Below are 26244 nucleotides of genomic sequence, written 5' to 3' on the forward strand. Positions count from 1 at the left end.
ATCGCTCGTCGGAGAAAGCGAGTGACGTCGAAGGGTTCATCGAGAAGTTCGGCAAGCGGGCGTGCGTGAAGATCGTCGACCAGAAGTCCGAGCCGTCCGTGCGCAGAGACCAGTTCGCGAGGCCGCACGATGATGTCCGGGTCGAGGTCCCGTGCGATCTCGAATTCCTGCGCAAGGCGCTGAGCGCCTGCCGGGTCGCTCGGCTCCCCCAAAAGCAGCAAGCTTGCCGGATCAGTTCCGTCTTGAAGTTGATAGATCTCGTACGGCCCGCTCCGCCGCACGATTCGCAATGGGGCAGTGATGACGCGCAGCGAATCCGGTCCACCCTGGAGCGGAGCCGGGGCCATCAGTTCGATCCGCTGTCGTTGGGCGACGCGATTGCCCGGTGGATGCACTCCACGAGAACCTGGGCGTCGAACGGCTTGCTCAAGAATCCGATGGCTCCCAGCGCGCGTGCCCGGGCCTCGATCCGTTCGTCAGGAAAAGCCGTGATGAAGATCACCGGAGGTGCGCGACCTTCGGCAAGTAATCGTGCATGAAGGTCCAGACCATTGAGGCCGGCCATTTGCACGTCGGTGATGAGACATGCCGTAGCCGCGATCAGCTTTGAGTCGAGATATTCGTGCGCGGACGCGAAGCCAAAAGCGGCGAGGCCCAGTGATTTGACGAGGCCCTCAATGGCGATTCGGACATTTTCGTCGTCGTCAATCACCGAGATGATCTTGCCGATGGTCAAGTCTGCCATCCTCAAGCGGGAATCCAGCACGATCCGGCGACGTCCGACACTGCGGTAGCGGTCCCAGCCTTATAAGTCATACGATGGTTTTATGCCGGTTCCGTCCGAGCCGGGGCCGATCAATTCCGCCATCCTGACAAGATCGGCAAGCGAGCGCGCGCCCATCTTCTTCATGACGCGGCCGCGATGAATTTTGACCGTAATCTCGCTCAGGCCGAGGTCTGCGGCGACGATCTTGTTCATCGATCCCGCTGCCACCATTTCGAAGATCTGTTTCTCGCGCGGGGTCAGAACCCGGACGCGCTGCAGGAGCTCGTCACGTTTGCCATCCGCCTCGCGACGCTTGCGATCGAGCTCGGTCGCAGCGGCGACGGCGTCGAGCATCTCCTGATCGCGAAAAGGTTTGGTGAGAAAGTCGACGGCTCCCGCCTTCATGCCGCGGACCGTCATGGGGACATCGCCGTACCCGGTCATGAAGATGACCGGGATGCGGACGTTCAGCCGCGACAGAATGTCCTGCAGATCAAGGCCGCTGGTACCGGGCAGGCGGACATCGAGGATCATGCAGTTTGCGTCAGCCGGGACGCCGGCAGTCAGAAGCTGCTGAGCTGACGAAAACAAAGCAACTCTGTTACCTACCGAAAGAAACAGGCCGGCCAGCGCCTCTCTGATACCGGCGTCGTCATCGACGACGACCACGAGTGGGCCGGGCGCTGAAGTCATGAATCCCGCTGCTAGTTTTCGACCAGCGCAACATTAGCCAAAGTCATGGGGCTGCGCCAGTTGGCGGCGTGCCACGGGTAGAGCGGCGCCCATGCAGCAATTGCATCGCTCGCGTGAGCAACCGTCGCAGACGTCATTTCGGAGACGCGTTCGATAGTGTCGCTGTGGACAGCAGGATCAAACTGCAGCGCGGCGAGGCCGGTCTCGTCGGGGAGAGCCGCCTCGCCGAGGGCATAGAGCTACTTCGATTTCTGCCGATTCTTGCTGCTTTCGGCGGCCTTTGCCAAGGCCGCGGCGAAAGCGCCGCCGCCGCCGCTCGTCTCGGGGCGGGGTTTGTGGCGATCAATCAGCTTGGCACTGGCGCCGCCACCGCCTGCCTGACGTCGCTCGCCTGGCTTTGGAATCGGATCGGACATCCGCAGCGTCAGGCCGATGCGATTGCGCGGCACGTCGACCTCGAGCACCTTGACCTTCACCACTTGGCCCGGCTTTACGACTTCGCGCGGGTCGTTGATCCGTCGTTCCGACATCGCCGAGATATGGATCAGGCCGTCCTGATGCACGCCGATATCGGCGAAGGCGCCGAACGCAGCGACGTTGGTGATGGTCGCCTCGAGGATCATGCCGGGCTTGAGATCGGTGATCTTCTCAACGCCTTCCTGGAAGGTAGCGGTCTTGAACTCGGGCCGCGGATCGCGACCGGGCTTGTCGAGCTCCTTGATAATGTCGGTGACGGTCGGGATGCCGAACTTATCGTCGGCGAATTCTGCCGGCCGCAACGTCTGCAGCGTTTTGGTCTGGCCGATCAGCGCTTTGATGTCGCTTTTGGTCGCCGCGAGGATCTTCTTGACGATCGGATAGGCTTCCGGATGCACGCCGGAGGCGTCGAGCGGGTTCTCGCCGTCGCGGATCCGTAGGAAGCCGGCGCATTGTTCGAACGCCTTCGGGCCGAGCCGCGGCACTTCCTTGAGCTTGGCGCGGCTGGGGAAGGGGCCGTTGGCGTCGCGATGTGCGACGATGTTCTGCGCCAGGGTTTCGCCGATGCCCGATACGCGTGCCAAAAGCGGCGCCGAGGCGGTGTTGAGATCGACGCCGACGGCGTTCACGCAGTCTTCCACTGTCGCATCGAGCGCGCGCGACAGCGTGTATTGATTGAGGTCGTGCTGATACTGGCCGACGCCGATCGACTGCGGCGGCACCTTCACCAGTTCGCCCAGCGGATCCTGCAGCCGCCGCGCGATCGAGACCGCGCCGCGGATCGACACGTCGAGATCGGGGAATTCCTTCGAAGCGAATTCGGAAGCGGAGTAAACCGACGCGCCGGCCTCGGAGACGATCGCCTTGGTGAGCTTGAGATCGGGCTTCGCCTTCATCAGGTCGGTGACCAGCTTCTCGGTCTCGCGTGACGCGGTGCCGTTACCGATCGCCACAAGCTCGATGCGATGCTTGACGCAGAGTTGCGCCAGTTCGAGCATGCTCTCGTTCCACTTCCGCGCCGGCTCGTGCGGGTAGATCGTGGTGTGATCGACGAACTTGCCGGTGCGATCGATCACCGCGACCTTGACGCCGGTGCGGAAGCCGGGATCCAGGCCCAGCGTGGCGCGGCCGCCGGCAGGGGCGGCAAGTAGCAGGTCGCGCAGGTTAGCCGCGAACACCCGCACCGCTTCCTTCTCGGCCTGCTGCCACAGCCGCATGCGGACGTCGAGCGCCAGCCCGGTCTTGATGCGGGTGCGCCACGCCCAGCGCACGCAGTCGGATAAAAAGCCGTCGGCCGGACGGCCCTTGCGCGAGATGCCGAAGGTGGCGGCGATGCGGTTCTCGTACTGCGTCGGCTCCCTGGACTCGGGATCTTCGCCGTCGCCGAAATCGAGCGACAGGATCTCTTCCTTCTCACCGCGCAGCAACGCCAGAATACGGTGCGACGGCAGCTTCTCGTAGGGCTCCGAGAAGTCGAAGTAATCGGCGAACTTCGCGCCCTCGGTCTTCTTGCCGTCGCGCACGCTGGCCTTGATCTGGCCGCGGCTCCACATCGCCTCGCGCAGGCTGCCGGTGAGGTCGGCGTGCTCGGAGAAGCGTTCGACAAGAATGGCGCGCGCGCCCTCGAGCGCCGCTTTCACGTCGGCGACCGGGTGCTCGCCCTCGGTTTTCACATAGACCGCGGCCTCGACCTGCGGATCCTTGTCCGGATTCTGCAGAAGCAGATCTGCGAGCGGTTCGAGGCCAGCCTCACGCGCGATCTGCGCCTTGGTGCGGCGCTTTTCCTTGAACGGCAGATAGATGTCCTCGAGCCTCGCCTTGGTGTCGGCGGCGAGCAGGGCTTTTTCGATCTCCGGCGTGAGTTTGCCCTGTTCCTTGATGCTGTCGATGATGGCAATGCGGCGCGCGTCCATTTCGCGGAGATAGGTCAGGCGCTCTTCCAGAGTGCGCAATTGTGCGTCATCGAGCATGCCCGTCGCTTCCTTGCGGTAGCGTGCGATGAACGGGACGGTCGACCCGCCGTCGAGCAGGTCGATGGCGGCTTGGACCTGCTCTTCACGGACGGCGAGTTCGGTGGCGATGATGGACGCGATTTTCGGCACTTGAAGTCTCTCGAAACGATGGCAAGGACGTCGACGCTTCGCTGAACGGCGCGGCGAATCGAAGGCAACCTACGACATCTCGGCAGGGAGGTGGACGGCCTGCAGGCGGTGGCCCACAGGCCTGTTCAGATGGGCGGCCGATTGCTCGCAGAAATTCGGTTGAGCGTCAGGCGGCCGGCACGCCTCGGGCGCGCGGGGAGAACGCGCCACGGACCGTCCGTCCAAGGCGAATCCCAGGCAACTCCACGAAGGAGTAGCAGATGTATGCGAGTGTCAGCGCCACGATGGTGCTGGCCGAGAAGATCAGCAGCGCAATCGCCGGCCGCGGCATTCCTACAGTGTCGATCAGCCAGACCAGGAACTCCGGATGATTCCACACCGGCGTGATCGTCAGGAAATGAAACAGGTAGTAGCTGAACGACAGTTTGCCCAGCCAATGGGCGGCCGGGTGGTCGAGCACGTTGAGAAGCGATGCGCGAGGTCCATAGGCGACAAGATAGATCATCGCCCAGGCGCTGAGGGAGTTGACCAGAAATCGCCAAGTCGATGCCGGGCCGAGCAGCGGGCGCGCAGTGAAGAACAAGATGATGAAGATCGCGATCGCGATATTGACCTGCATCGGCGTCAGTCGCGACGCCAGACGGCCGGACGATGCTGCGCAGAAGCAGCCGAATGTGAAAGCGTAGAACAGCTGCAGCGGCGGCTCGCCCAGGATTTTGTGGATGGAGGGATCGAACGACGTCACGACCAGAGCCAACGATATCGCGATCGAGCCAAGTGTCGCGAGCCGCGTTCGTCGCCGCAGCAGCAGATACATCACATAGATCACGGGAATGGCCATCAGCTCGAGCTGGAGTGACCACATTACGCCGTTCAGGGACGTGCTGATCAGCGCCATGTTCTTGACGATGGTCGATGGTGCGGGTGCTGCACCGAGCAGCGCCAAGGCGGCGGCGAACAGTCCGATCGCGAAGATGATCGCGGGATACAGCCGGAACAGGCGCGCAATTACGAAGTCCACCACCTGAGCAGGGGAGGGGTTCGGCTCCCGCAGCAGAGAACGCGTCAGGACAAATCCGCTGAGCACGAAAAAGAAGATCACCGCCTGCAGACCATCGACGGCGTGAACGATGGTTGCGTACAGCAAACGGCTGCCGGTGCCGAGTTCGACACCCGGGTGGGTCAGCAATTCGGTGGTCGGACCGGTCGGGGCCTGCACCACATGAGATGCCGCGACCAAAAGGGCGGCGATGCCGCGCATCGACTCGAGGCGCGGGATGAAGGTCTGGGTTCGGGTCATTCGGAGATGCGTCTGCAGATCTGACGATCGACGTTAGAAGCCGCGACCGGGGTCGTAAAGGGTCGGCGGCCAACCGCCCCAGCCCGACATTGGTGGTTCATGGGTATCTTGATCCGGGTCCGGGCTGCGCGTTGATTTCAGGATAATTCACATCGACCGATTGCGCGCGACGGGTTAGCGCGCGGCCAACCACTGGTGGAACTTGCGCTTTCCCTTTGCCACATCGAGGTGCATCACAATTGTCAGAAGCATCGTCCTGATTGAGCCGGCTCTGACGCAGGCCGACTTAGCCAAGGACCAGCGCTTTCGCAATGCGCGCCTCCGAGCTCGGTCTCTCAGTCCCAGCCCGAAGCTTTCGTTGCGAACCGACTGTCAGCGCCGAGACCTCCCCCGGTCGGCGGTGACTGCAGCCCCGGGGCTTTCCCCGCCCAGCCCCGGGGCTCCTTCTTTTGGCGTCCGTCTCCTCCAGCTCTCTCCTTCTTCTTAGAGTTGCAATCGGCCTGGATCTCTGGTTCTTTAATGCGAATAAGTCGCATTTGCATATGGGCCATGGGAGGGCGGATTGGCGGAAACAGAGCAGGAAGCCCGGTGGAGGTCGCCGCGGAGCCGGATTTCGCCTTGGCTGTCAGCAACTCTGTTGTCCTTCGGCGTGCTCGGCGAGGCTCCGTCGGTGCTCGCTGAGGAGGAACGGGCTTCGAAAACGGCCGGCAGGCCGCTGCAGACGCCCGTTGGCCATCCAGGAGGCAATGAGTCGTCCGGTCATGCTGACGGCGCGGATACCGAGCACATCTTCGGGTTCACCATGGGATCCGACATCGGGCGGGTGGGCGAAATCGAACTGGAAATGGAGAACGTTGCCGCGTTCGGAAAGCGTGACGGCCGCTATGCCACGCTCGCGACGCTCAACCAGGTCAAGTACACGCTGTCGGATCGTTTCCGCATGGCGCCAGGCTTTGCCTTCGGTGCGCAGCGGATCGATGGCGTTGCGGGCTTTGACGACCGCCATCATGTCAGCTTCAACGGCGCCACGTTGGAATTTCGCGCCAAGCTGATCGATCGTGCCAATGCTCCGTTCGGATTGACCTTGCATGCGCAGCCCGGTTGGAACCGGGTCGACGACGGCAGTGGTTTGCGGGTCGAGCAATACGGTGCCGAGTTCGCAGCGCTGTTCGATAAGGAACTGGTCGAGGATCGCTGGTTCGCCGCCTTCAACATCTGGTACGGGATAGGCGCGACGCGTGTTCATGCAACGGGGCTAACGGCACACGACTCCGAATTCGCGCTGCACGGGGCTCTATCTTATCAGCTCAGGCCTGGCCTGCTGATCGGTCTCGGCTCCCGCTATCTGCGCAGCTACGACGGTAGCGGACTGGATCGCTTTGTAGGGGAGGCGGTCTATGTCGGCCCCACGTTTTCCTACAGCCTCACCAGCACGCTTGGACTATCCGGCACCTGGCAGGTCCAGGTCGCAGGCCGGGCTGTCAACGACAGTCGGTGGCTCGATCTCGACAATCACGAGCGCCACCAGGCGATGCTTCGGATTAACGCACATTTCTGAGCGACATCCGGCCACAACGCGCTGATGCCATCTCACCATAATCTGGTCCGAATTCACAACTAATCGTTGTGAGGTACGAACCTGCGGGGGCGTTGGTCGTGCGCAATTGTCGCATCATCCGGATATGCCCATGCAGCCTGCCGCCGAACCGGCCGCTACCCCGTCGTCAACTTCTTCCACTGATTACGCCACCAAGCTGGTTCCCTCATCGCTGCAATTGTCGCGCGGGGTAGATCGGCTCGAGGTGATGCTCAAGCTCACCACGGCCATCCTCGCACTCGGCGCCGGCGTTTACACTTATCTGGGCGTTCGCGAACTGCTCAACGGCAGTCCGACCACGGTGTTCTTCGCCGCCCTGATCTATTCAGTCGCGGTCTCGGTCGGCATCTACGCGTTCTGGGTTTTCCTGATGCACTTCATGCCGCACGTGGTCGATCGCACCGGGCGTGCGCTGATGTTCGGATGCATGATCTTCGGCTCGCTGATGATCGTCGCGATGTCGTCCTGGCTGAATGCGTCGGCTCTGGCCGGCGCAGCCGCCATTCGTCAACATCTGTCCATCACGGTGCAGGATTATACGCGTGATCTCGATGCCGCGAACAGCAACGCCATCGCCGCGCAAGGTCTGTTGCCGGACATCCAGATCGCCGCATCCCGCTTCGCCAAGCTTGCAGACGCCGAGCGCGCGGGCTCGCTGACCGGCACCTCGGGCTCCGGCACCGTGGTTCAGCTGCTCACCCAGATGTCGGCCCAGCTCGACAGTCTTGGCAAGGAAGTCGAATCCTCGGGCAAACGGGTAGCCGCGCTGTTCGAGGAGGGCGGCAAGCACCTCGCGAAGATGCGCGAGCTAGTGTCGGATCGCGGTCCGATCAGCGAGCGCAGCGATGGTTTCGCTACCGAATCGCTGGCCCTGATGGGTGTTATCGCCAATCTGCAGCAGACCTCGGTCGCACCCGCGGTCAAGCGCGCTGCAGCTTCGCTGTCGTCCACTTTCATCGCGCCGTCGGCGGGCGGCCGCAGCCTCGATCTGGCAGAGCGACAGACGGCGGTGGTCGGCAAAGTCGAAAGCGCGATTGCCGCGCAGGCGGCGTCGCTCGCAGGAGCGGCCGACAAGATCCTGGAGATGCCTCGGATCGAGCCGGGCCGGTTCCAGGCGATGTCTCCGGCCGAGGCCGTGCTGCGCTACGCTGGCGACTTCATTCCGAGTTGGGCAGGCGCGATCTCGATCGACCTGATGCCCGCCGTCCTTGTGCTGATCCTGTGCGTCGTGCACGCCGCAATTCGCCGCGAAGGTCTCCCGGTAGCGAGCGCCTCGGCTATGACTGCCGCCGAGATGATGGCGGCGCTGAAGATGGCGCGTGAGGTCGAACAGGCGAGCCGCGCTGCACAGGCGCCGGCTGACACCGACACGCGCATGCCTCCGGCTGCGCCCCCCGAGCCCGCCGTCGCGGCGGCCGAAGAGAACGTCACGGCGTTGTCCTCTGCTCGGCAAGTCAAGTGAGTGACGGCAGATCGATGGGCGGTCTGACGCAGCGGTTCCAAGAGTGGATGTCGGGGAATCCCGACGACGCTGTGTTGCGCTTCGTGTTTCGAGGTCTCTTGGCCGTTTCGATTGGCGCGTTGGGTTTCGATCTCGCCAGCGCCAATGGCTGGATTTCGCCGGAGGCGGACGACACGGTTCCGGCTGTCCAGCGCGAGGCCCCGGAAGGGCTGCCGTCCTTGCCATCGATCCTGTCTCCGTGGCTGCCGGGACGCGATCGTCTCGCGCCGCTGCCGCAGCCGGACGGCGCGCTCGGCAAGCCGATGACGTTCGATCTGGTCGGCGGCAACCGGCTGCTCGCGTCTGGCACGATTACCCCGGGCACGGCGACAGCTTTCGCCGCAGCGATCGAACGGCACGGCGAGTACATCAAGACGGTCGTGTTGAATTCCCCCGGCGGTTCGGTCGGTGACGCATTGGCGATGGGCCGGCTCATTCGCGAGCGCAAACTTGCGACTGCTGTCGAAGCCGGGAAATACTGCGCCTCCTCTTGTCCGCTGGTTTTCTTCGGCGGCGTGGAGCGCCGTGCTGGCGACAAGGCGGCGATAGGGGTCCATCAGGTCTTTGCGGCAAAATCGGCAGACGCGACGCCGGTTTCTCGTGATGGCATGAGTGATGCGCAGCGGATCTCAGCGAGGTGCCAGCGCTATCTTGGCGAGATGGGCATTGATCTGCAGGTGTGGATCCACGCGATGGAAACACCGAAGGATCGGCTGTTCGTGTTCAAACCGGACGAACTGACCAAGTTTAATATCGTCACGTCTCAACCATCAATCGTCTCGAAGCCCTGACCCCCGTGCAATTCCGAGGCGTAACCATCGCGCCTGCGAAGGTGGAGCGTTGCCGTACGCGTTTTGCTGCGTTTTCGAACGGCAATTGTCCGGTTCCGGCAACCTTTCAAATATTGCGCGGTTATGGAGCCACGGTCATCTTGCGAAGGGAGTCGATATGAAGAAAACAGCTTTGGTTCTCGGTGCAGCAGCGACACTGGCGGTGGTCACAGCCTCCGCTCCCGCGCACGCGCAGCGCGGCTGGGGCCCGGCAGCCGTCGTCGGCGGCATTGCAGCCGGGGCTTTGATCGCGGGCGCCGCGTCCGGCGGTTATGGCTATGGTTGGGGCCCGGGTTACGGATACTACGGCGGCGGCCCTTACTACGGTTACGGCCCGAGCTATGTCGGCTACTATGGTGGCCCGGGCTATTACGGCGGCTGGGGCTATGGCGGCCCGCGCTATTACGCCCGTCCGCGCGCGGTGTACTACGGCGGCTACCGTCCGTATGGGGGCTATCGGTCTTCATACGGATATTACCGGGGGCCGGTGATCCGGGCCGGTTATGGTGGGCCCCGGTTCGGCCATGGCCACTTCCATCGGCACTGGTAAGCGAAGCTAGGCCAGATACGTATGGCCGAAAGTCGAGGCGGCGGCGCGTGGCGTCGCCGCCTTCTTTGTTACTCGGCGGCCGTCGGCCGCCCGGCGTGGAGCGCCTGGACGAGCGCTTTACGCAAGGTGTCGAGCGTGTATGGCTTCTGAAGTAAGGGAAATCCCTCGGCCAGCGCCGATGCGCTGCGATCGCTGTAGCCGGAGGCCAGCACGACCGGCGTCTCAGGATGATGGTCCCGGATCAAGCGCGCGAGTTCCAGGCCGCTCATGCCCGGCATCACGATGTCACTGAAGACCAGATCGATGTCGCGACGCTTGTTGAGAACGTCGAGCGCCGCCTCCGCGGAGGCCGCCCTTACGACCGCGAAGCCGCATTGTTCCGCATAATCGGTCGCAACCGCTGCGACGTCGGGATGATCTTCCACGAGCAGAAGCACCGCACTCCTGTCGGCCTGAACGGGGGCAACGTCGGCATCTGCGGGGGCTTCGGTCGGCGGTTCGGCCGAGCGTGGCAGGAACAGGTCGAAGCGCGTGCCGCGGCCGATTTCACTTTCGACTGTGATCGCGCCGTTCGACTGCTGCACGAAGCCGTAGATTTGACTGAGCCCCAGGCCAGTGCCGCGGTCGACGGGTTTAGTGGTGAAGAACGGCTCGAAGATGCGGTCGCGGATTTCCTCCGGAATGCCGATGCCGGTGTCGGCGAAACCGAGGATGGCGTAGTCGCCAGTCAGCTTGCGGGGACCAAAGTTTTTCAGCGTCTCGGTCCGGATTGAAACCGTGATGCGACCGCCGTCCGGCATCGCATCGCGCGCGTTCAAGGCCAAATTCAGCAGGGCGATCTCGAACTCGTTTGGGTCTATCTGCACCACGATTTGTTCGGTCGGCGGCTCGATGTCGATCGTGATGTCGCTGCGCACAGACTGACGGAGAACATCGGCGAACCTGGTCACGCTGTCGCCGAGGTCGACGAGCTTTGCCGCCATGTTGTGCCGGCGCGAGAACGACAGCAGTTGCCGCGTCAAACCGGCGCCTTTCGCGACCGCAGAATCGATCATGTCGAGCGTGCGGCGATCCTGCAGATCGGTGTGACGCCGCCGCAGCTTCTGTACTGAGCCGCCAACCACCATCAGCAGATTGTTGAAATCGTGAGCGACTCCGCCGGTCAGGCGACCGAGCGATTCCAGCCGCTGGGATTGCTTGAGCGCATTCTCGGCGATCGCGCGGCGGCCGGCTTCTTCGTACAGGCGACGTGTTCTGGCGAGCGCGAGCAGCACAATCGCGATCAACGCCGCGGTTGCGGGCAGGCCGACCAGCAGATAGGCGCTGAGTTGCGACAGCCACATGTTGCGGATCGTGCGCGTCTCGAGGCCCGCATATACGTAGATCGGCAGGTTCGGAAGCTTGCGATACGCGACACGTCGTTCAATGCCGTCAAGCGAGGACACTTGGGTGATCGTGCCTTCTACGCTTCGCGCCGTCATCGCCCTGCCGATCAGGCCGTCGGTCTTGACCGTCGCGTCATTCTGCTCGATGGCCGGATAGCGGGCGAGGATGGCGCCGTCCTCACGAACCAGCGCCGCATAGCTGCCGCTCTCGCGGCCGACCTTGGCGTAAAAGCCCTCGAAGTAATCCGGCAGGACCGACGTTTCGATCACTCCCGCAAAATTTCCATCCGGCGCGTTGCGACGAACGCTGACGCTGAAGAACGGCGCGCCGTCGAAAGGCGGCCGAGGCTGCAGCGTGCGGCCGACGTACAGTCCCGTTGCCTTCGCCAGGTGCGCCTGGAAGTAATCGCGATCGGAAAAATTACCGGGCGGCGAGGGATACAACATGCTGTTGACCAAGGCGCGCCCGTTCTTGTCGAAGATCCACATCGACTTGATCTGCTCGGAACCGTCGGCCAGACGTTTCAGCCTGTCGTGGAGTACGGCCTCGTTGGCGCGGATCTGATCGTCCGACATGTCGCGGATGATCTCTGCCGTCTCTGCAATCGACCGCTCGACAGATTCGAAGATTTTCAGCGCATGTTCGGTGACGATATCGCGGGTCTTGTCGATCTGACGCTCGGCACTGTCCTCGTTCGAGCGATAGGCGAGCCAGCCTGCGTAGCTGAACAGGGCCGCCGGCAGAATGATCGAAGCGACCAGGATTGCGCGCAGCAGGCGGAGGGAATCGCGCTGTGCGGTCAACATCGGAGAGAGGTATTGGAGCTAGTTGCCATTGACTATCAATTAAGCATTTTTCTTCGCAGCGGGAAACCTTTTGCAGGCCGCAGCGCGATGAACGGTATTCCCGGCCGAGGGTCTAACTATCGGGAGTGGAACCTATGCGGTAAACAGCTAGGATCTCCGGTTTCGCCGATTGCGCGGCTTTACGGCCGACCGTCGCACAAGAGGATTTAAGATGCGTGCATTGATGCTCTCACTGGCGCTTCTGCTCACCGCCAATGTCCCTTCTTTCGCAGCCGATGTCGTGAACGGCGAAACGCTGGCAAAACGTTGGTGCGCCAGCTGCCATCTGGTGTCGGAGGACCAGCGCAAGGGCAGCGATCTGGTGCCATCCTTCGCATCCATCGCATCGCGCCCGGACTTTGACGAAGACAAGTTGGCGGCCTTCCTGCTCGAGCCGCATCCGAAGATGGAGAGCATGGCGCTCAGCCGAATCGAAACCCGCAACATCGCCGCCTTTATCGCGGAGCAAAAGCGGCGGTGACGCATCCGCGCAGGACCTAGGTGCGCATTCGCATCAGCGTCTCGACGCAAGTGGGGTTGGACCTTTCCCGGCATCCTCGCCTGACGCGAGCTGCCGGGTGCCATCTTGACCGACTCCCTTTTTTATACCGCCGACCACGTTGCCTTCCGCGACGTCGTGCGTCGTTTCGTTCAGAAGGAAATCGAACCATTCGCCACTGAATGGGACGAGGCAGGCGGCTTCCCCCGCGAGCTTTATGAGAAGGCCGCGGCCATCGGTCTGCTGGGGCTCGGTTTCCCCGAGGAATACGGCGGTACGCCGACCGACCAGTTCATGTGGATCGTCGCAACCCAGGAATTGGCGCGTGCAGGCGCTGGCGGGGTCAGCGCCAGCCTTAACAGCCATTCGATCGGCGCGCCGCCGATCGCGCGGGCCGGGTCGGCCGAGCTGAAGGCGCGGGTGCTGCCGGAAATCCTGTCCGGCAAGAAGATCTCCGCGTTGGCGATCACCGAGCCGTCCGGCGGCTCCGACGTCGCCAATCTGCGCACCCGGGCGGTGCGGGACGGCGACCACTACATCGTGAACGGCGAGAAGACGTTCATCACCTCCGGCATGCGCGCCGACTACATCACCACGGCTGTGCGCACGGGTGGCGATGGCCCGGGCGGCGTCAGCCTGCTGCTGATCCCGGGCGATACGCCGGGCCTGACGCGCACGCCCCTGAAGAAGATGGGGTGGTGGGCGTCGGACACCGCGACGCTGCATTTCGACAATTGCCGTGTCCCGGCCGGCAACCTGCTCGGGCAGGAAGGCGCCGGCTTCATGATCATCATGATGAACTTCAACAGCGAGCGCTTGACCATGGCGGCCGGCTGCATAGCCGCGTCGCGCGTCTGCCTGGAGGAGTCGATCGCTTACGCCAAGGAGCGCGTCACCTTCGGCAAGCCGCTCACCAAGCATCAGGTGATTCGTCACAAGCTGGTCGACATGGCGCAGAAGATCGCGGCGTCGCAGGCGATGCTGGAGCTGCTGGCCTGGCGCGTGCAGCAGGGCGAGAGCCCGGTCGCCGAAATCTGCATGCTGAAGAACCAGGCGACGCAGACCATGGCGTTCTGCGCCTCCGAAGCGGTGCAGATCTTCGGCGGCGCCGGCTACATGCGCGGCGTCAAGGTCGAGCGCATCTATCGCGACGTCAAGGTCAACGCCATCGGCGGAGGCACCGAGGAAATCATGAAAGATCTCGCCAGCCGGCAGATGGGGCTGTGAACGTGATCTCAAAGTTCGTCATTCCGGATTGCGCCCGAAGGGAGCAAGTTCGGAATCCATAACCACCGTCGGAGATGATGGATTCTGGGCTCGCGCGGAGCCTGTCATCGGGCCGGGCGTAGGCCGGACCCAGTGGCGCGCCCCGGAATGACGAACGATCGGAAAGAACGATAATAACAAATCAGATCCCGGTTCGCCCGCCTGCGGCGGCCGCTCCGGAAGGACGAGGGAAGAGACCGATGCTATTCAGCCAAGAACACGAAGAACCGCGCCGCGTCCTGCAGAAATTCATCGCCAGCGACGTCAATCCGCATGTCGAGGAATGGGAAAAGGACGGCATCTTTCCGGCGCATGAGCTGTTCAAGAAGCTCGGCGATCTCGGCTTCCTTGGTCTCAACAAGCCGGTCGAATATGGCGGGCAGGGCCTCGACTACTCCTACGCGCTGATGATGGCCGAAGAGCTCGGCGCCATCAATTGCGGCGGCGTGCCGATGGCGATCGGCGTGCAGACCGACATGGCGACGCCGGCGCTGGCGAAGTTCGGTTCGGACGAGCTGCGCAAGGAATTCCTGGCGCCGTCGATCGCCGGCGACTTCGTCGCCTGCATCGGCGTCTCGGAGCCGAGCGCCGGGTCCGATGTCGCCTCGATCAAAACCACCGCGCGTTCGGACGGCGACGACTACGTCATCTCCGGCGGCAAGATGTGGATCACCAACGGCACCCAGGCCGACTGGATCTGTCTGTTGTGCAACACCGGCGAGGGCCCGGTGCATCGCAACAAATCGCTGATCTGCGTGCCGATGAAGACCAAGGGCGTCACTATCGCACGCAAGCTCGACAAGATGGGAATGCGCTCATCCGACACCGCGCAAATCCATTTCGACGAGGTTCGGGTGCCGAAGCGCAACCGCATCGGCGAAGAGGGCAAGGGCTTCGTCTATCAAATGGTTCAGTTTCAGGAAGAGCGCCTGTGGGGCGCAGCCGCCTGCCTCAAGTCGCACGAGAAGACGATCCAGGACACCATCGACTACACCCGCAGCCGCAAGGCGTTCGGGAAGCCGCTGCTCGACAATCAGGTGATTCACTTCCGGCTCGCCGAGTTGCAGACCGAAGTGGAGCTGCTGCGCTCACTGGTTTACCGCGCCGCCGAACAGTTGGTGGCCGGCGAAGACGTGACGCATCTCGCCACCATGGCCAAGCTGAAGGCTGGCCGGCTCGGCCGCGAACTGCCGGACGCCTGTCTGCAATTCTGGGGCGGCATGGGCTTCATGAACGAAACGCTGGTGACGCGCTCCTATCGCGATAGCCGCCTGACCTCGATCGGCGGTGGCGCCGACGAGGTGATGCTCGGCATTCTGTGCAAGGCAATGGGCACGTTGCCGGGGAAGGCGTAAGCTACAGCAAAGAGCAAATTTCGTCATTGCGAGCGAGGCAAAACAAGCCAACGCCGAGGATGGGGCTGGATCGCTTCGTTGCTTCGCACCTCGCAATGACTACAAAAGGGAGCACGCACCGATGATCACTCTGTACCATTGCCATGGCGCGCGGTCGTTTCGGCCGTTGTGGATGCTGGAAGAAATGGGGCTCGATTACGAACTCAAGATGCTGCCGTTTCCGCCGCGGGTGCTTGCCAAGGAGTATCTGGCGATCAATCCGCTCGGCACCATTCCGTTCATGATCGATGGCGAAACCAAGATGACGGAATCCTCCGGCATCTGCCATTATCTCGGCACCAAACACGGTCCGACGCCGCTGGTGGTCGATGTCAACGAAACCGATTACGGCACCTATCTGAACTGGATGTTCTTCAGCGACGCGACGCTGACGTTCCCTCAGACTCTCGTGCTGCGCTACGGCACGTTGGAGCCGAACGAGCGGCGGCAACCTCAGGTGGTCGAGGACTACGCCAAATGGTTCCTCGGCCGGCTGCGGGCGGTCGAGGCGGCGACGGGGCAGACCGAATGGCTGGCCCAGGGCCGCTTCACCGCCGCCGACGTGGTGATCGGCTACGCACTGCGGCTTGCCGAAAATCTCGGCCTGGCGGCCCAGTTTGGCCCGAACGTCGCCGGCTATTGGCAGCGGCTGCAGCAGCGTGAAGGCTATCGCAGGGCCGCCGAGGCCGAAATCCGGGCCGGCGACGAGCAGAAGGTGGCCCGTCGCGCCTGACCGCCGCCCCAGCGCGCCCACCCGGGCGCGCGTTCCGCGGCAATCCTGCCCGGTGACAATGCCTTTCGATGTTGTATTCTGCGCCCGCTCCGAAAGAGGGCGCCGCACGCAAGTGCGGGAACGGGTGCAGATCCCGGGAGGACCCATGAGTGACGAGGCGTGTCCGGCGTCCGGACATCTGATGCTGATCAGCCCTGAACGGGTGTTCTATGCCGGCCTGCTCGGCCGGCCCCGCCGCCGGACCAGCGGCGCCTATTCGATTTACGTCTCGCTGCACGGGCAGTTGCGGGTGACGATCGAAGACGGACAGGCTCAGACCGGGGCCATGGCCTTCGTGCCACCTTACGTTCCTCACAATGTCGACTGCGACAGCCGCAGCGTAATCTGCCTGGTGATCGAGCCCGAGACGGTGCTGCCGACGCCGATGGCGGCCCTCGGTGCGCGGATTGCCGGCTCGGCTGACGGCGCGCTTGCCGAGCGGGTGCGGCAGGCGCATCGCTCGCTGGTAACGACCGGGCGGAGCGAGGGCTTCACGACATCGGAATTCGACAATTTGTTCTTCGGCGAAACGCTGCCGACGCGTCGGGTCGACCGCCGCATCGCGGGTGCGCTGGCGCGGCTTAACGACATCTCCGGCGCTGCGGTGACTGCTGAGGATTGCGCAGTGGCGGCGAACCTGTCGCAGTCGCGCTTCCTGCACCTGTTCAAGGACGAGACTGGCGTCTCGTTCCGCGCGCTACGCGCCTGGAAACGGGCGCGGCATCTGCTGCACTTCGTCAATTCCGAGATCAACCTCGCGCATCTGGCGCAGGATATCGGCTATCCGGACTCGACTCACTTCAGCCATTCGATCCGCCGCTTCTACGGATTGCAGCCGCGCGCGATCTTCTCGGGTTCGCGCGATCTGGCGATCTGGCGCAGCGATCCTCAGGCCGTGAACGCTGCGGAGTTCCGGCAGGGACGCCCCTGACGCAAACGCTCCGCGTGTAGCAGCGCGTGCACGCAAGAAGCCTTCGCCCTGCTTCCGCATCATCCTGATCGACTGGTCTGCGCCGCGGTTCGTTCGCTGGCGCAGCATCACCGAAAGGGTTGATGAGGAATGAGCGACAAGGCCGTAATCACCTGCTCGCTGAACGGCGTGCTGACCGATCCCAAGCAGCATCACGTTCCGGTGACGCCGGAAGAGATGGCGCGTGAGGCGAAGGCCGCGTTCAACGCGGGCGCTTCGATCATGCACATCCATTTGCGCGACCAGCGGCCGAACAAGGGGCATCTGCCGACCTGGGACGTCGCGGTGTCGCGCGAGATCCAGCAGGCGATCCGCGAAGCATGCCCGGGTGTCATCATCAATCATACGTCAGGCACGTCCGGTCCGCACTATGAGGGGCCGCTCGCCTGCATCCGCGAGACTAAGCCGGAGATCGCCGCCTGTAACGCCGGTTCGCTGAACTACCTCAAGGTCAAGGCCGACAACAGCTGGGCCTGGCCGCCGATGATGTTCGACAACTCGGTCGAGAAGATTCAGGATTTTCTTGGCGCCATGAAGGACGCCGGCACCATTCCGGAGTTCGAATGCTTCGACGTCGGCATCGTCCGCTGCGTCGGCATGTATGTTCAGAACGGCATGTACTCGGGCCCGCTCGAGTACAACTTCGTGATGGGCGTGGCGTCCGGCATGCCGGCCGATCCGGACCTGCTGCCGATTATCCTGAAGCTGAAGCGCCCCGACGCGCATTGGCAGGTCACCGCGATCGGCCGTGCCGAGATCTGGCCGCTGCATCAGGCCTGCGCCGATCACGGCGGCCATCTGCGTACCGGGCTCGAGGACACGTTCTACCTGGCCAATGGTGAGAAGGTGACGTCGAACGGCCAACTGATCGAGGAGATCGCCGGCTGCGCGCGTCGGGCCGGGCGCGAAATCGCGTCGCCTGAAGAGGCGCGAAAGATCTACGGCCTTCTCAACTAGCGAGTCGTCATTGCGAGCGAAGCGAAGCCAGAGTTCGGTGCACGGAGCCGGATTGCTTCGTGGTGGAGCCTGTACTCGGACGGCGCTAAGCGCCGATCCGGGTGCTCCTCGCAATGACGGAAGTCGTGCAGCTTTCATCCAAGCAGCCGCAAGAGCTGCCTCACATCGAGGGGAATCCCATGAGCAGTCTTGAGGCGACCGGCGGCGTGCCGAGACCGGGCCGGATCGGCCGCGTTGCGATCGGCGACATCCTGCGCAAGTCGGCGATCCGCTTCGCCGACCGCATCGCGCTGACCGACGGGGCTCGCCAGGTCAGCTATCGCGAACTCGATCGCGACGCCAATCGCTTCGCCAATGCTCTGCTCGCCCGCGGTCTGAAGCCCGGCGACAAGATTTCGACGATTTGCAACAACTCGGTCGACTTCGTCAAAGCGCTGTTCGGCATTCACCGTGCCGGGCTCGTCTGGGTGCCGATCAACACGATGCTTGGTCCCGGAGACATGGGCTACATCCTCGACCATGCCGAGGTGAAGTTCGCGCTGATCGACGACAACCTGCACGCCCAGCCGGAGCGCCGCGCCGCGCTCGAACAGCGCGGCATCTCCCTGGTCGCAGTGGATCTCACCGGCAAGGCGGCGGAAACCGGGCTGCAGCGCTTCGGTGAACTGATCGACGGCCAGTCCGAGATCGAGCCGGACGTGGCGTTCGACGATCGTGACCTCGCGATGATCATCTACACCTCGGGGACCACGTCGCGGCCGAAGGGGGCGATGCACGGCCATCTCGCGGTGGTGATGGCGGCGATGAGCAACGCTATCGAAATGCAGCTGTCGCGCACCGACGGCATCAGCGGTCAGTTTCCGCTGTTCCACTGTGCCGCGCACGTACTGCTGCTGAGCTATCTGACAGTCGGCGGCAAGCTGGCGCTGATGCGCGGCTTCGATCCGGTCGCGTGCATGGAGGCGATTCAGCGCGACAAGCTCTCGGTCTTCATCGGCCTGCCGCTGATGTATCAGGCCGTCCTCGATCATCCGCGGCGCAAGGAATTCGACCTATCGACGCTGCGCTGCTGCATCTACACCATGGCGCCGATGCCGCGGCCGTTGCTGGAGCGGGCGATCGCCGAGCTGTGTCCGAACTTCGTTCAGCCCTCCGGCCAGACCGAGATGTATCCGGCGACGACGATGTCGCAGCCGGACCGGCAGCTGGCGCGTTTCGGCAATTATTGGGGCGAGTCAACGATCGTCAACGAAACGGCGATCATGGACGATAACGGCAATCTGCTGCCGCGCGGCCAGGTCGGCGAGATCGTGCATCGCGGCCCGAACGTGATGCTGGGCTACTACAAGGATCCGGAATCGACCGAGGCCGCCCGCAAGTTCGGCTGGCACCATACCGGCGACCTTGCGCTGATCGATGAGCACGGCGAACTGCTGTTCCTCGACCGCAAGAAAGACATGATCAAGTCGGGCGGCGAGAACGTCGCCTCGGTGAAGATCGAGGAGACGCTGCTCGCGCATCCGGCGGTGATGAACGCCGCGGTGGTGGGCCTGCCGCATCCGCAATGGGGCGAGGCGGTGTCGGGGTTCGTCAAGCTGAAGCCGGGCGCGGCCGCGACCGAAACCGATATAATCGAGCATTGCCGCAAGACGCTCGGCGGCTTCCAGGTGCCGAAGCTGGTGCAGATCGTCGACGAGATGCCAATGACCGCCACCGGCAAGCTGCGCAAGGTCGAACTGCGCAACCAGCATGCGGATTACTTCATGATGGAAAAGACGGGGTAGGGCACAACATCGGAGTTTGTCATTCCGCGATGCGTCGCGTCAGCAGCGCACGCCCGGAATCCATACTCCCAGCAATAGTTATGGCTTCCAGGCTCGCGCTTCGCGCGCTCCGGAATGACGAACGAAAGGTTGAGTTCCAGGGCGGGTCAAGCTCCGGAACGACAAAGGAACGGACATGGCAATCATCGAATCCACCGTCGCGCCGGGAAGCCAGGGCTTCAAGACCAATCGCGACGGCATGCTGGCGCTGATCGAGCGGATGCGGATGCTGGAGGCGCGTGCGCGCACCGCATCTGCGGCGTCCGCCGAACGGTTTCACAAGCGTGGCCAGTTGCTCCCGCGCGAGCGCGTCGCGCTGGTGCTGGATCCGGGCACGCCGTTCCTCGAACTGTCGACGCTGGCTGGCTACATGTTCGACACGCCGAATGCGGAGAAGAGCGTCCCGGGCTGCGGCGTGATCGGCGGCATCGGCTACGTCGCCGGCATCCGTTGCGTGATCAGCGCCAACGACTCCGGCATCGACGCCGGGGCGCTGCAGCCTTATGGCCTCGACAAGTCCATTCGCATTCAGGAACTGGCGCTTGAGAACAAGCTGCCATTCGTTCAGCTCGTCGAGAGCGCGGGCGCCAACCTGCTACGCTACCGGGTCGAAGACTTCGTCCGCGGCGGCAACATTTTTCGGAACTTGGCGCGGCTGTCGGCAGCGGGGCTGCCGGTGGTCACTGTGACGCACGGCTCGTCGACCGCGGGCGGCGCGTATCAGACCGGCCTGTCGGACTACATTGTCATGGTGCGCGGTCGAACGCGGGCATTTCTCGCCGGGCCGCCGCTGCTCAAGGCTGCGACCGGTGAAATCGCCACCGAGGAAGAACTTGGCGGTGCCGAGATGCACACCTCGATCTCCGGCCTCGGCGATTATCTCGCCGAAGACGACCGCGATGCGCTGCGGATCGCGCGTGACATCATGGCCGGCCTGCCGTGGGATCGGTCCGGGCCGGGGCCCGATCCGGCGAACTATCATCCGCCGCTGTACGATGCCGAAGAGCTGCTCGGCATCATGCCGATGGACCACAAGCGGCCGGTCGACATGCGCCAAGTGATCGCGCGCATCGTCGACGACTCGGACTTCACCGAGATGTCGCCCAACTACGGCCCGGCGACGATTTGCGGCCACGCCAAGATCGTCGGTCAGCCGATCGGCATCATCACCAACAACGGCCCGCTCGACCCGGCCGGCGCCAACAAGGCGACGCACTTCATCCAGGCGTGCTGCCAGTCGCGCACGCCGATCCTGTATCTCAACAACACCACTGGCTACATCGTCGGCCGCGCCTACGAGGAGGCCGGCATGATCAAGCACGGCTCCAAGATGATCCAGGCGGTGACCTCGGCGTCGGTACCGCAGATCACCATTTACTGCGGCGCCTCCTTCGGCGCCGGCAATTACGGCATGTGCGGCCGCGGCTTCCATCCGCGCTTCTGCTTCTCCTGGCCGAACGCCAAGACGGCGGTGATGGGCGGCGAGCAGGCGGCCGAAACCATGGCGATCGTCGCCGAGGCGGGCGCGGCGCGAAAGGGCGTGCCGGTCGATCGCGAAAAGCTCGATCAGATGAAGGCGGGCATCACCGCCGTGTTCAACGGCCAGATGGACGTGTTCGCGACCTCGGCGCGCATGCTCGACGACGGCGTGATCGATCCGCGCGACACCCGCGCGGTGCTGGCGGAGGTGTTGGCGATCTGCCGCGACAGCGAGACGCGAACCCCGCAACAGATGCAGTTCGCGGTGTCGCGAGCATGACGATGGCACAGATGCTGAAACCCACGCCCTTCACGAAGATCCTGATTGCCAACCGCGGCGAGATCGCGCTGCGGGTGATGCGCACCGCGCGCCGCATGGGCTACGGCGTCGTTGCGGTGTATTCGACCGCCGACGCCGATTCCGCGCACGTTCGCGAAGCCGACGAGGCGGTCGCGATCGGCGGCGCGCAGCCGTCCGAATCCTATCTCAACATTCCGGCGCTGATCGAAGCCGCGAAGATCGCGGGCGCCGACGCGGTGCATCCCGGCTACGGCTTTCTCGCCGAGAACGAAGACTTCGCAGCGGCGTGCCGCGACGCCGGACTGGTGTTCATTGGCCCGTCGGCGGAATCGATCGCCTCGATGGGCAACAAGGCCGGCGCGAAGGAGATCATGATCAAGGCGGGTGTGCCTTGCGTACCTGGCTATCAGGGCGCCGATCAGAGCGACGCCGCGATGGTTGCGGAAGCCGGGAAGATCGGCTTTCCGGTGATGATCAAGGCCGTGGCCGGCGGCGGTGGTCGCGGCATGCGGTTGGTGAAGGATGCGGCTGCGCTGCCCGACGCGTTGCGCAGCGCGCGTTCCGAGGCGCAGAGCGCGTTCGGCGATCCGACCGTCATCCTCGAGCGCGCCATCATGGAGCCGCGTCATATCGAGATTCAGGTGTTCGGCGATCGCTACGGTCACGCCATCCATCTCGGCGAACGTGACTGCTCGGTGCAGCGCCGGCATCAGAAGGTGATCGAGGAAGCGCCGTCGCCGGCCGTCTCCGAAGCGCTGCGCGAACAGATGGGCGTCGTCGCTGTGAACGCCGTCAAGGCGATCGGCTACGAGGGTGCCGGCACGCTCGAATTTCTGCTCGACGCGCAGGGCCAGTTCTACTTCATGGAGATGAACACCCGGCTGCAAGTCGAGCATCCCGTCACCGAAGCGATCACCGGTCTAGATCTGGTCGAGCTGCAGCTCCGCATCGCTGCCGGCGAGCCGTTGCCGTTGCGCCAGGACGACGTGAGCTTCAAGGGCCACGCGATCGAAGTGCGACTGTGCTCGGAGGATGCCGATAAGGACTTCATGCCGCAATCCGGCCGGATGGCCGTGTGGCGAATGCCGGCTGAGCTGCGCGTCGAGCACGCGCTGCAGTCCGGCTCGGAGATCTCGCCGTACTACGACTCCATGATCGCCAAGATCATCGCGGTCGGCGACAGCCGGGAGGAGGCGCTGCGCAAGCTGGTGCATGGCCTCGACAACACGGTGGCGTTCGGCGTCACCACCAACCGCGGTTTTCTCGCGGCCTGCCTGCGCCACGACGTGTTCGCGCGCGGCGAGGCGACCACGGCTTTCATCGCGCAAAGCCGCGACGCTCTGACACGCGCATTGCCGGAGGATGCGGTGCCGACCTGGGCGGTCGCGTCGCTGCTGCTCTACGTGACCGATCCGCACGCGCACCCGCATCGCGCCGGCCGTTCGCTGGCTGCGGCATTCCCGACATTGCTGCAGTTCGAGCTCGATGGGGCCGCGCATAGTTGCGAAGTGCTGCGCGAGCGCGACGGCCGCTACGTGACTGTCCACGACGGCCGCCGGATCAGCTTCGCGATCGAAACGCTTGGTGCCGACAACATTCGCTTCCAGGCCGAGGACTTCAGCGAGACGGCGGTGTATCATCGCGACGGCGAGCGTCTGTTCGTACAGCGGCTCGGCGTCGCCAACCCGATCGTCGATCGGACGCGAGCCGCGCCGCAACGCGCGGCGGCGGGCGGTGGCGACGGCAAGCTGCGTGCCGCGCTGAACGGCCGCGTCGTCGCCGTGCTGGTCAAGCCGGGCGACCGCGTCGAAGCCGGCCAGCCGGTGCTGACGCTCGAGGCGATGAAGATGGAGCACGTGCATCTCGCGCCGACTTCGGGCATCGTGGCGATTGACGTCGCCGAAGGCGAGCAGGTCACCACCGGCCGCATCGTCGCGCAGATCGAAGCGGCGGCGTAGACTGACGAGCACTGACTATGCCCCGTCATTGCGAGCGAAGCGAAGCAATCCAGCGTAGCGGACCGAGCTGGATTGCTTCGTCGCTTCGCTCCTCGCAATGACGAAGACCGAGGAAACAAGACATGAGCAATGACGCCGTGATCATCGAGCAGCGCGACCAGGCGCTGTGGATCACTATCAACCGCCCGGACAAGCGCAACGCCATCAATGCCGGCGTGGTCGAGGGCATTACCCGCGGCTGGAAGCAGGCGCATGACGATCCATCGGTGCGGGTGATCGTGCTGACCGGCGCCGGCGACAAGGCCTTTTGCGCCGGCGCCGACCTGCAATCGACCGGCGCAGCGTTCGCGTTCGACTTCTCCAAGCCGAATGTCGATTACGCCGACCTGCTGCGGCTGGCGCAGAATTCGACCAAGCCCTCGATCGCCCGCGTCAACGGCACCTGCATGGCCGGCGGCATGGGCCTGCTGTGCATGACTGACATGGCGATCGCGGCCGACACCGTGCAGTTCGGCCTGCCCGAAGTGAAGGTCGGCGTGTTCCCGATGCAGGTGATGAGCCTGCTGCAGGACATTGCGCCGCGCCGGCTGATCGCCGAATGGTCGCTGACCGGCGAGCCCTTTGACGCGGCGACAGCGCGCGATGCTGGATTGCTCAACTACGTGGTGCCGGCGACCGAACTCGATGCCAAGGTCGAATGGCTGGTGAAACGGCTGACCGACAAGTCGCCGACCGCGATCCGCCGCGGTAAGTATGCGATGCGCGCGATCGCCGCAATGTCGTTCGACGAGAGCATCGCCTACACGGAAAGCCAGATCGCGCTGCTGGCGATGACCGAGGACGCCAAGGAAGGGTTGAAGGCCTTCGCGGAGAAGCGCAAGCCGGTATGGCCGGGGAAGTAAGTGTCTTTGTGCAAGGCCCGCTCTCGCTCGGGACGTCGCGCACAGTCTCTCTTTTGTCATTCCGGGGCGCCGCGAAGCGGCGAACCCGGAATCCATACGCCCTGTGATCATTGGGGAGGAGGACGTGGCAGCTACTTTGCCGGAAGACGAAAGCGTAGGGGATATGGATTCCGGGCTCGCGCTTCGCGCGCCCCCGAATGACGAGCGGATAGGTAATTAATAGCAGCCACGCCGCACAAAACCCGCGGGCTAAGCGAGGGAGGCCGGCGATGTTGGCATCCGAGATGATCCGGCGCGGGGCGATCTATCACGGGCCGAAGACGGCAGTGATGTTCGGCGATCAGCGCATGACCTTCACCGAGGTCGACCTGCTGTCCAACCGCATCGCCAACGTGTTGATCGACACGCTGAAGCTCGATGTCGGGCGCCGTGTCGGCCTCCTGCTGAACAATTCGATCTACACGCTGCCGCTCGATTTCGGCTTCGTCAAATCCCGGCTGTCGCGGGTGCCGCTGAATTCGCGGCTGTCGCTGGTCGAGCAGCAGCAGATGCTCGACGGCGCCGGCGTCGACACGCTGATCCACGGCACGGATCTGACCGACCGGGCTCATGAAATCGCCGAGGCGATGCAAGGCCTGAAGCTGATCAGCATCGGTCATGCGTCGGACCCGAATGACCTTCTGCAACTTGCGCAACAGGCCTCCGACGCGCCGCCGTCGCGTCGGCCGGAGCCGGACGATGTGGTCATCACCATCTTCACGTCCGGCACCACCGGCAAGCTGAAGGCGGTCGAGCACACCCAAGCAAGCTGGGGGGCGATGGCCACCAATGTGCTGATCAACATGGAAGTCGGCGAGGGCGACGTGATGCTGCACGCCGCCTCGATGATCCATGCGTCGGGGTGTTTCATCGTGCCGTATTGGCTGCGCGGCGGCGTCGCCGCGGTGCTGCCGGGATTCACGCCCGCGAGCTATCTCGACGCGGTGGAGCGCTGGAAGCCGACCGCGCTCAATCTCGTGCCGACCATGATCGGCATGCTGCTCGATCATCCGAGCATCGAGCAGGCCGATTTCTCCTCGGTGAAGAGTATCATCTACGGCGCCTCGCCGATGCCGCGGCCGGTGATGCTGCGTGCTCTGAAACTTTGGGGGCCGCGCTTCGCGCAGTATTACGGTCAGTCCGAAGCACCGATTTTTATTACGCATCTGACGCAGGCGGATCACGTCGGGCCGAACGCCGAGCAGCGGCTGGCGTCCTGCGGACGACCGTCGATCGATTGCGAGATCAAGCTGGTCAACGAGGACGGCGACGAGGTGGCGCCGGGCGAGGCGGGTGAAATCGCGCTGCGCACGCCGTTTGCGATGAAGGGCTATTACAACGCGCCCGATCTGAACGCGCGGATGTTTCTGCCGGACGGCTGGTTGCGCACCCGCGACGTCGGCCGCTTCGACACCGATGGCTATCTCTATCTGGTCGACCGCACCTCGGACATGATCGTCACCGGCGGCTACAACGTCTATCCGCGCGAGGTCGAGGACGCGCTCGCCGCCCATCCGGCGGTGCGCGAGGTCGTGGTGGTCGGCCTGCCGGACGACAAATGGGGCGAGAGCGTCGCGGCCTTCGTGGCGCTGCGCAACGATGCGTCCGCCGAAGAGGCCGAACTGATCGCATTCGCGCGGGACAAGGTGGCGAGCTACAAGGTGCCCAAACAGGTGCGCTTTATCGACGAGGTGCCGAAGAGCCCGGTCGGCAAGCTGCTTCGCCGCGCCGTGCGCGATCCGTTCTGGCAGGGGCGAGAGCGGAAGATTTGACCAGAATGCAGCTAACCTGCGCCAAGCCTCTCTTTTGTCATTCCGGGGCGCGCCTCTTGGCGCGA

At 63.9% G+C, this 26244-nt stretch carries 21 protein-coding genes; 15 read left to right on the forward strand and 6 right to left on the reverse strand.

Annotated elements, in window-relative coordinates; all coding sequences use genetic code 11:
* The 5 genes from ACOJTD_RS25045 to ACOJTD_RS25065 all read right to left on the reverse strand — a co-directional run.
* On the reverse strand, positions 1-347 hold a 347-nt coding region (locus ACOJTD_RS25045; protein WP_420135553.1), incomplete at its 3' end, for a hypothetical protein.
* Positions 347-736, reverse strand: coding sequence for a response regulator transcription factor (locus ACOJTD_RS25050; RefSeq protein ID WP_420135554.1), 390 nt, complete (start codon positions 734-736; stop codon positions 347-349). The genes ACOJTD_RS25045 and ACOJTD_RS25050, both read right to left, overlap by 1 nt.
* A gap of 69 nt (positions 737-805) precedes the next feature.
* Entirely contained in the window at positions 806-1459 is a 654-nt protein-coding gene (locus tag ACOJTD_RS25055) for a response regulator transcription factor (protein WP_420135555.1), read from the reverse strand.
* Positions 1460-1698: 239 nt separating this feature from the next.
* Positions 1699-4038, reverse strand: coding sequence for a Tex family protein (locus tag ACOJTD_RS25060; protein WP_420135556.1), 2340 nt, complete (start codon positions 4036-4038; stop codon positions 1699-1701).
* 166 nt (positions 4039-4204) lie between these two features.
* Positions 4205-5299: an acyltransferase family protein gene (locus ACOJTD_RS25065; protein ID WP_420135557.1), complete on the reverse strand. Its 1095-nt coding sequence runs from the start codon at positions 5297-5299 to the stop codon at positions 4205-4207.
* Positions 5300-5975: 676 nt separating this feature from the next.
* Between ACOJTD_RS25065 and ACOJTD_RS25070 the strand changes: the two genes are divergently transcribed.
* The 4 genes from ACOJTD_RS25070 to ACOJTD_RS25085 all read left to right on the forward strand — a co-directional run bounded on the left by ACOJTD_RS25070 (position 5976) and on the right by ACOJTD_RS25085 (position 9816).
* Positions 5976-6896: a transporter gene (locus tag ACOJTD_RS25070; protein WP_420135558.1), complete on the forward strand. Its 921-nt coding sequence runs from the start codon at positions 5976-5978 to the stop codon at positions 6894-6896.
* 130 nt (positions 6897-7026) lie between these two features.
* Positions 7027-8397, forward strand: a complete 1371-nt coding sequence (locus ACOJTD_RS25075; protein WP_420135559.1) for a hypothetical protein — start codon at positions 7027-7029, stop codon at positions 8395-8397.
* A gap of 14 nt (positions 8398-8411) precedes the next feature.
* Entirely contained in the window at positions 8412-9227 is an 816-nt protein-coding gene (locus ACOJTD_RS25080) for a hypothetical protein (protein ID WP_420135560.1), read from the forward strand.
* A gap of 157 nt (positions 9228-9384) precedes the next feature.
* Positions 9385-9816, forward strand: coding sequence for a hypothetical protein (locus ACOJTD_RS25085; RefSeq protein ID WP_420135561.1), 432 nt, complete (start codon positions 9385-9387; stop codon positions 9814-9816).
* Between the two features lie 68 nt (positions 9817-9884).
* Here the strand turns inward: ACOJTD_RS25085 and ACOJTD_RS25090 are convergent, their stop codons facing one another.
* Entirely contained in the window at positions 9885-12008 is a 2124-nt protein-coding gene (locus tag ACOJTD_RS25090; protein WP_420135562.1) for an ATP-binding protein, read from the reverse strand.
* Positions 12009-12219: 211 nt separating this feature from the next.
* Here ACOJTD_RS25090 and ACOJTD_RS25095 point away from each other — a divergent pair, with 211 nt between their 5' ends.
* From ACOJTD_RS25095 to ACOJTD_RS25145, 11 genes are all read left to right on the forward strand, one after another.
* The gene (locus tag ACOJTD_RS25095; protein WP_420135563.1) at positions 12220-12528 is read left to right on the forward strand and encodes a cytochrome c; all 309 of its coding nucleotides are present in this window, start codon (positions 12220-12222) and stop codon (positions 12526-12528) included.
* A gap of 105 nt (positions 12529-12633) precedes the next feature.
* Positions 12634-13773: an acyl-CoA dehydrogenase family protein gene (locus ACOJTD_RS25100; protein ID WP_420135564.1), complete on the forward strand. Its 1140-nt coding sequence runs from the start codon at positions 12634-12636 to the stop codon at positions 13771-13773.
* 239 nt (positions 13774-14012) lie between these two features.
* Positions 14013-15167, forward strand: coding sequence for an acyl-CoA dehydrogenase family protein (locus ACOJTD_RS25105; protein WP_420135565.1), 1155 nt, complete (start codon positions 14013-14015; stop codon positions 15165-15167).
* Positions 15168-15288: 121 nt separating this feature from the next.
* Complete coding sequence (locus ACOJTD_RS25110) at positions 15289-15939, forward strand: glutathione S-transferase family protein (protein WP_420135566.1); 651 nt, start codon at positions 15289-15291, stop codon at positions 15937-15939.
* Between the two features lie 145 nt (positions 15940-16084).
* Positions 16085-16909 (forward strand): helix-turn-helix domain-containing protein, encoded by an 825-nt coding sequence (locus ACOJTD_RS25115; protein ID WP_420135567.1) that lies wholly within the window; start codon positions 16085-16087, stop codon positions 16907-16909.
* A gap of 129 nt (positions 16910-17038) precedes the next feature.
* Positions 17039-17905 (forward strand): 3-keto-5-aminohexanoate cleavage protein, encoded by an 867-nt coding sequence (locus tag ACOJTD_RS25120; protein ID WP_420135568.1) that lies wholly within the window; start codon positions 17039-17041, stop codon positions 17903-17905.
* Positions 17906-18084: 179 nt separating this feature from the next.
* On the forward strand, positions 18085-19689 hold the full coding sequence (locus tag ACOJTD_RS25125; RefSeq protein ID WP_420135569.1) for an AMP-binding protein: 1605 nt from the start codon (positions 18085-18087) through the stop codon (positions 19687-19689).
* Positions 19690-19864: 175 nt separating this feature from the next.
* Positions 19865-21487 (forward strand): acyl-CoA carboxylase subunit beta, encoded by a 1623-nt coding sequence (locus ACOJTD_RS25130; RefSeq protein ID WP_420135570.1) that lies wholly within the window; start codon positions 19865-19867, stop codon positions 21485-21487.
* Complete coding sequence (locus ACOJTD_RS25135; protein ID WP_420135571.1) at positions 21484-23466, forward strand: acetyl-CoA carboxylase biotin carboxylase subunit; 1983 nt, start codon at positions 21484-21486, stop codon at positions 23464-23466. Before ACOJTD_RS25130 ends, ACOJTD_RS25135 begins: the two co-directional genes overlap by 4 nt.
* A 122-nt stretch (positions 23467-23588) precedes the next feature.
* Entirely contained in the window at positions 23589-24368 is a 780-nt protein-coding gene (locus ACOJTD_RS25140; protein WP_420135572.1) for an enoyl-CoA hydratase/isomerase family protein, read from the forward strand.
* Between the two features lie 269 nt (positions 24369-24637).
* Positions 24638-26179: an AMP-binding protein gene (locus ACOJTD_RS25145; protein ID WP_420135573.1), complete on the forward strand. Its 1542-nt coding sequence runs from the start codon at positions 24638-24640 to the stop codon at positions 26177-26179.
* Positions 26180-26244: the final 65 nt, after the last annotated feature.

It is taken from the genome of Rhodopseudomonas sp., assembly GCF_048594845.1.
In the GTDB taxonomy this organism is placed as follows: domain Bacteria; phylum Pseudomonadota; class Alphaproteobacteria; order Rhizobiales; family Xanthobacteraceae; genus Rhodopseudomonas.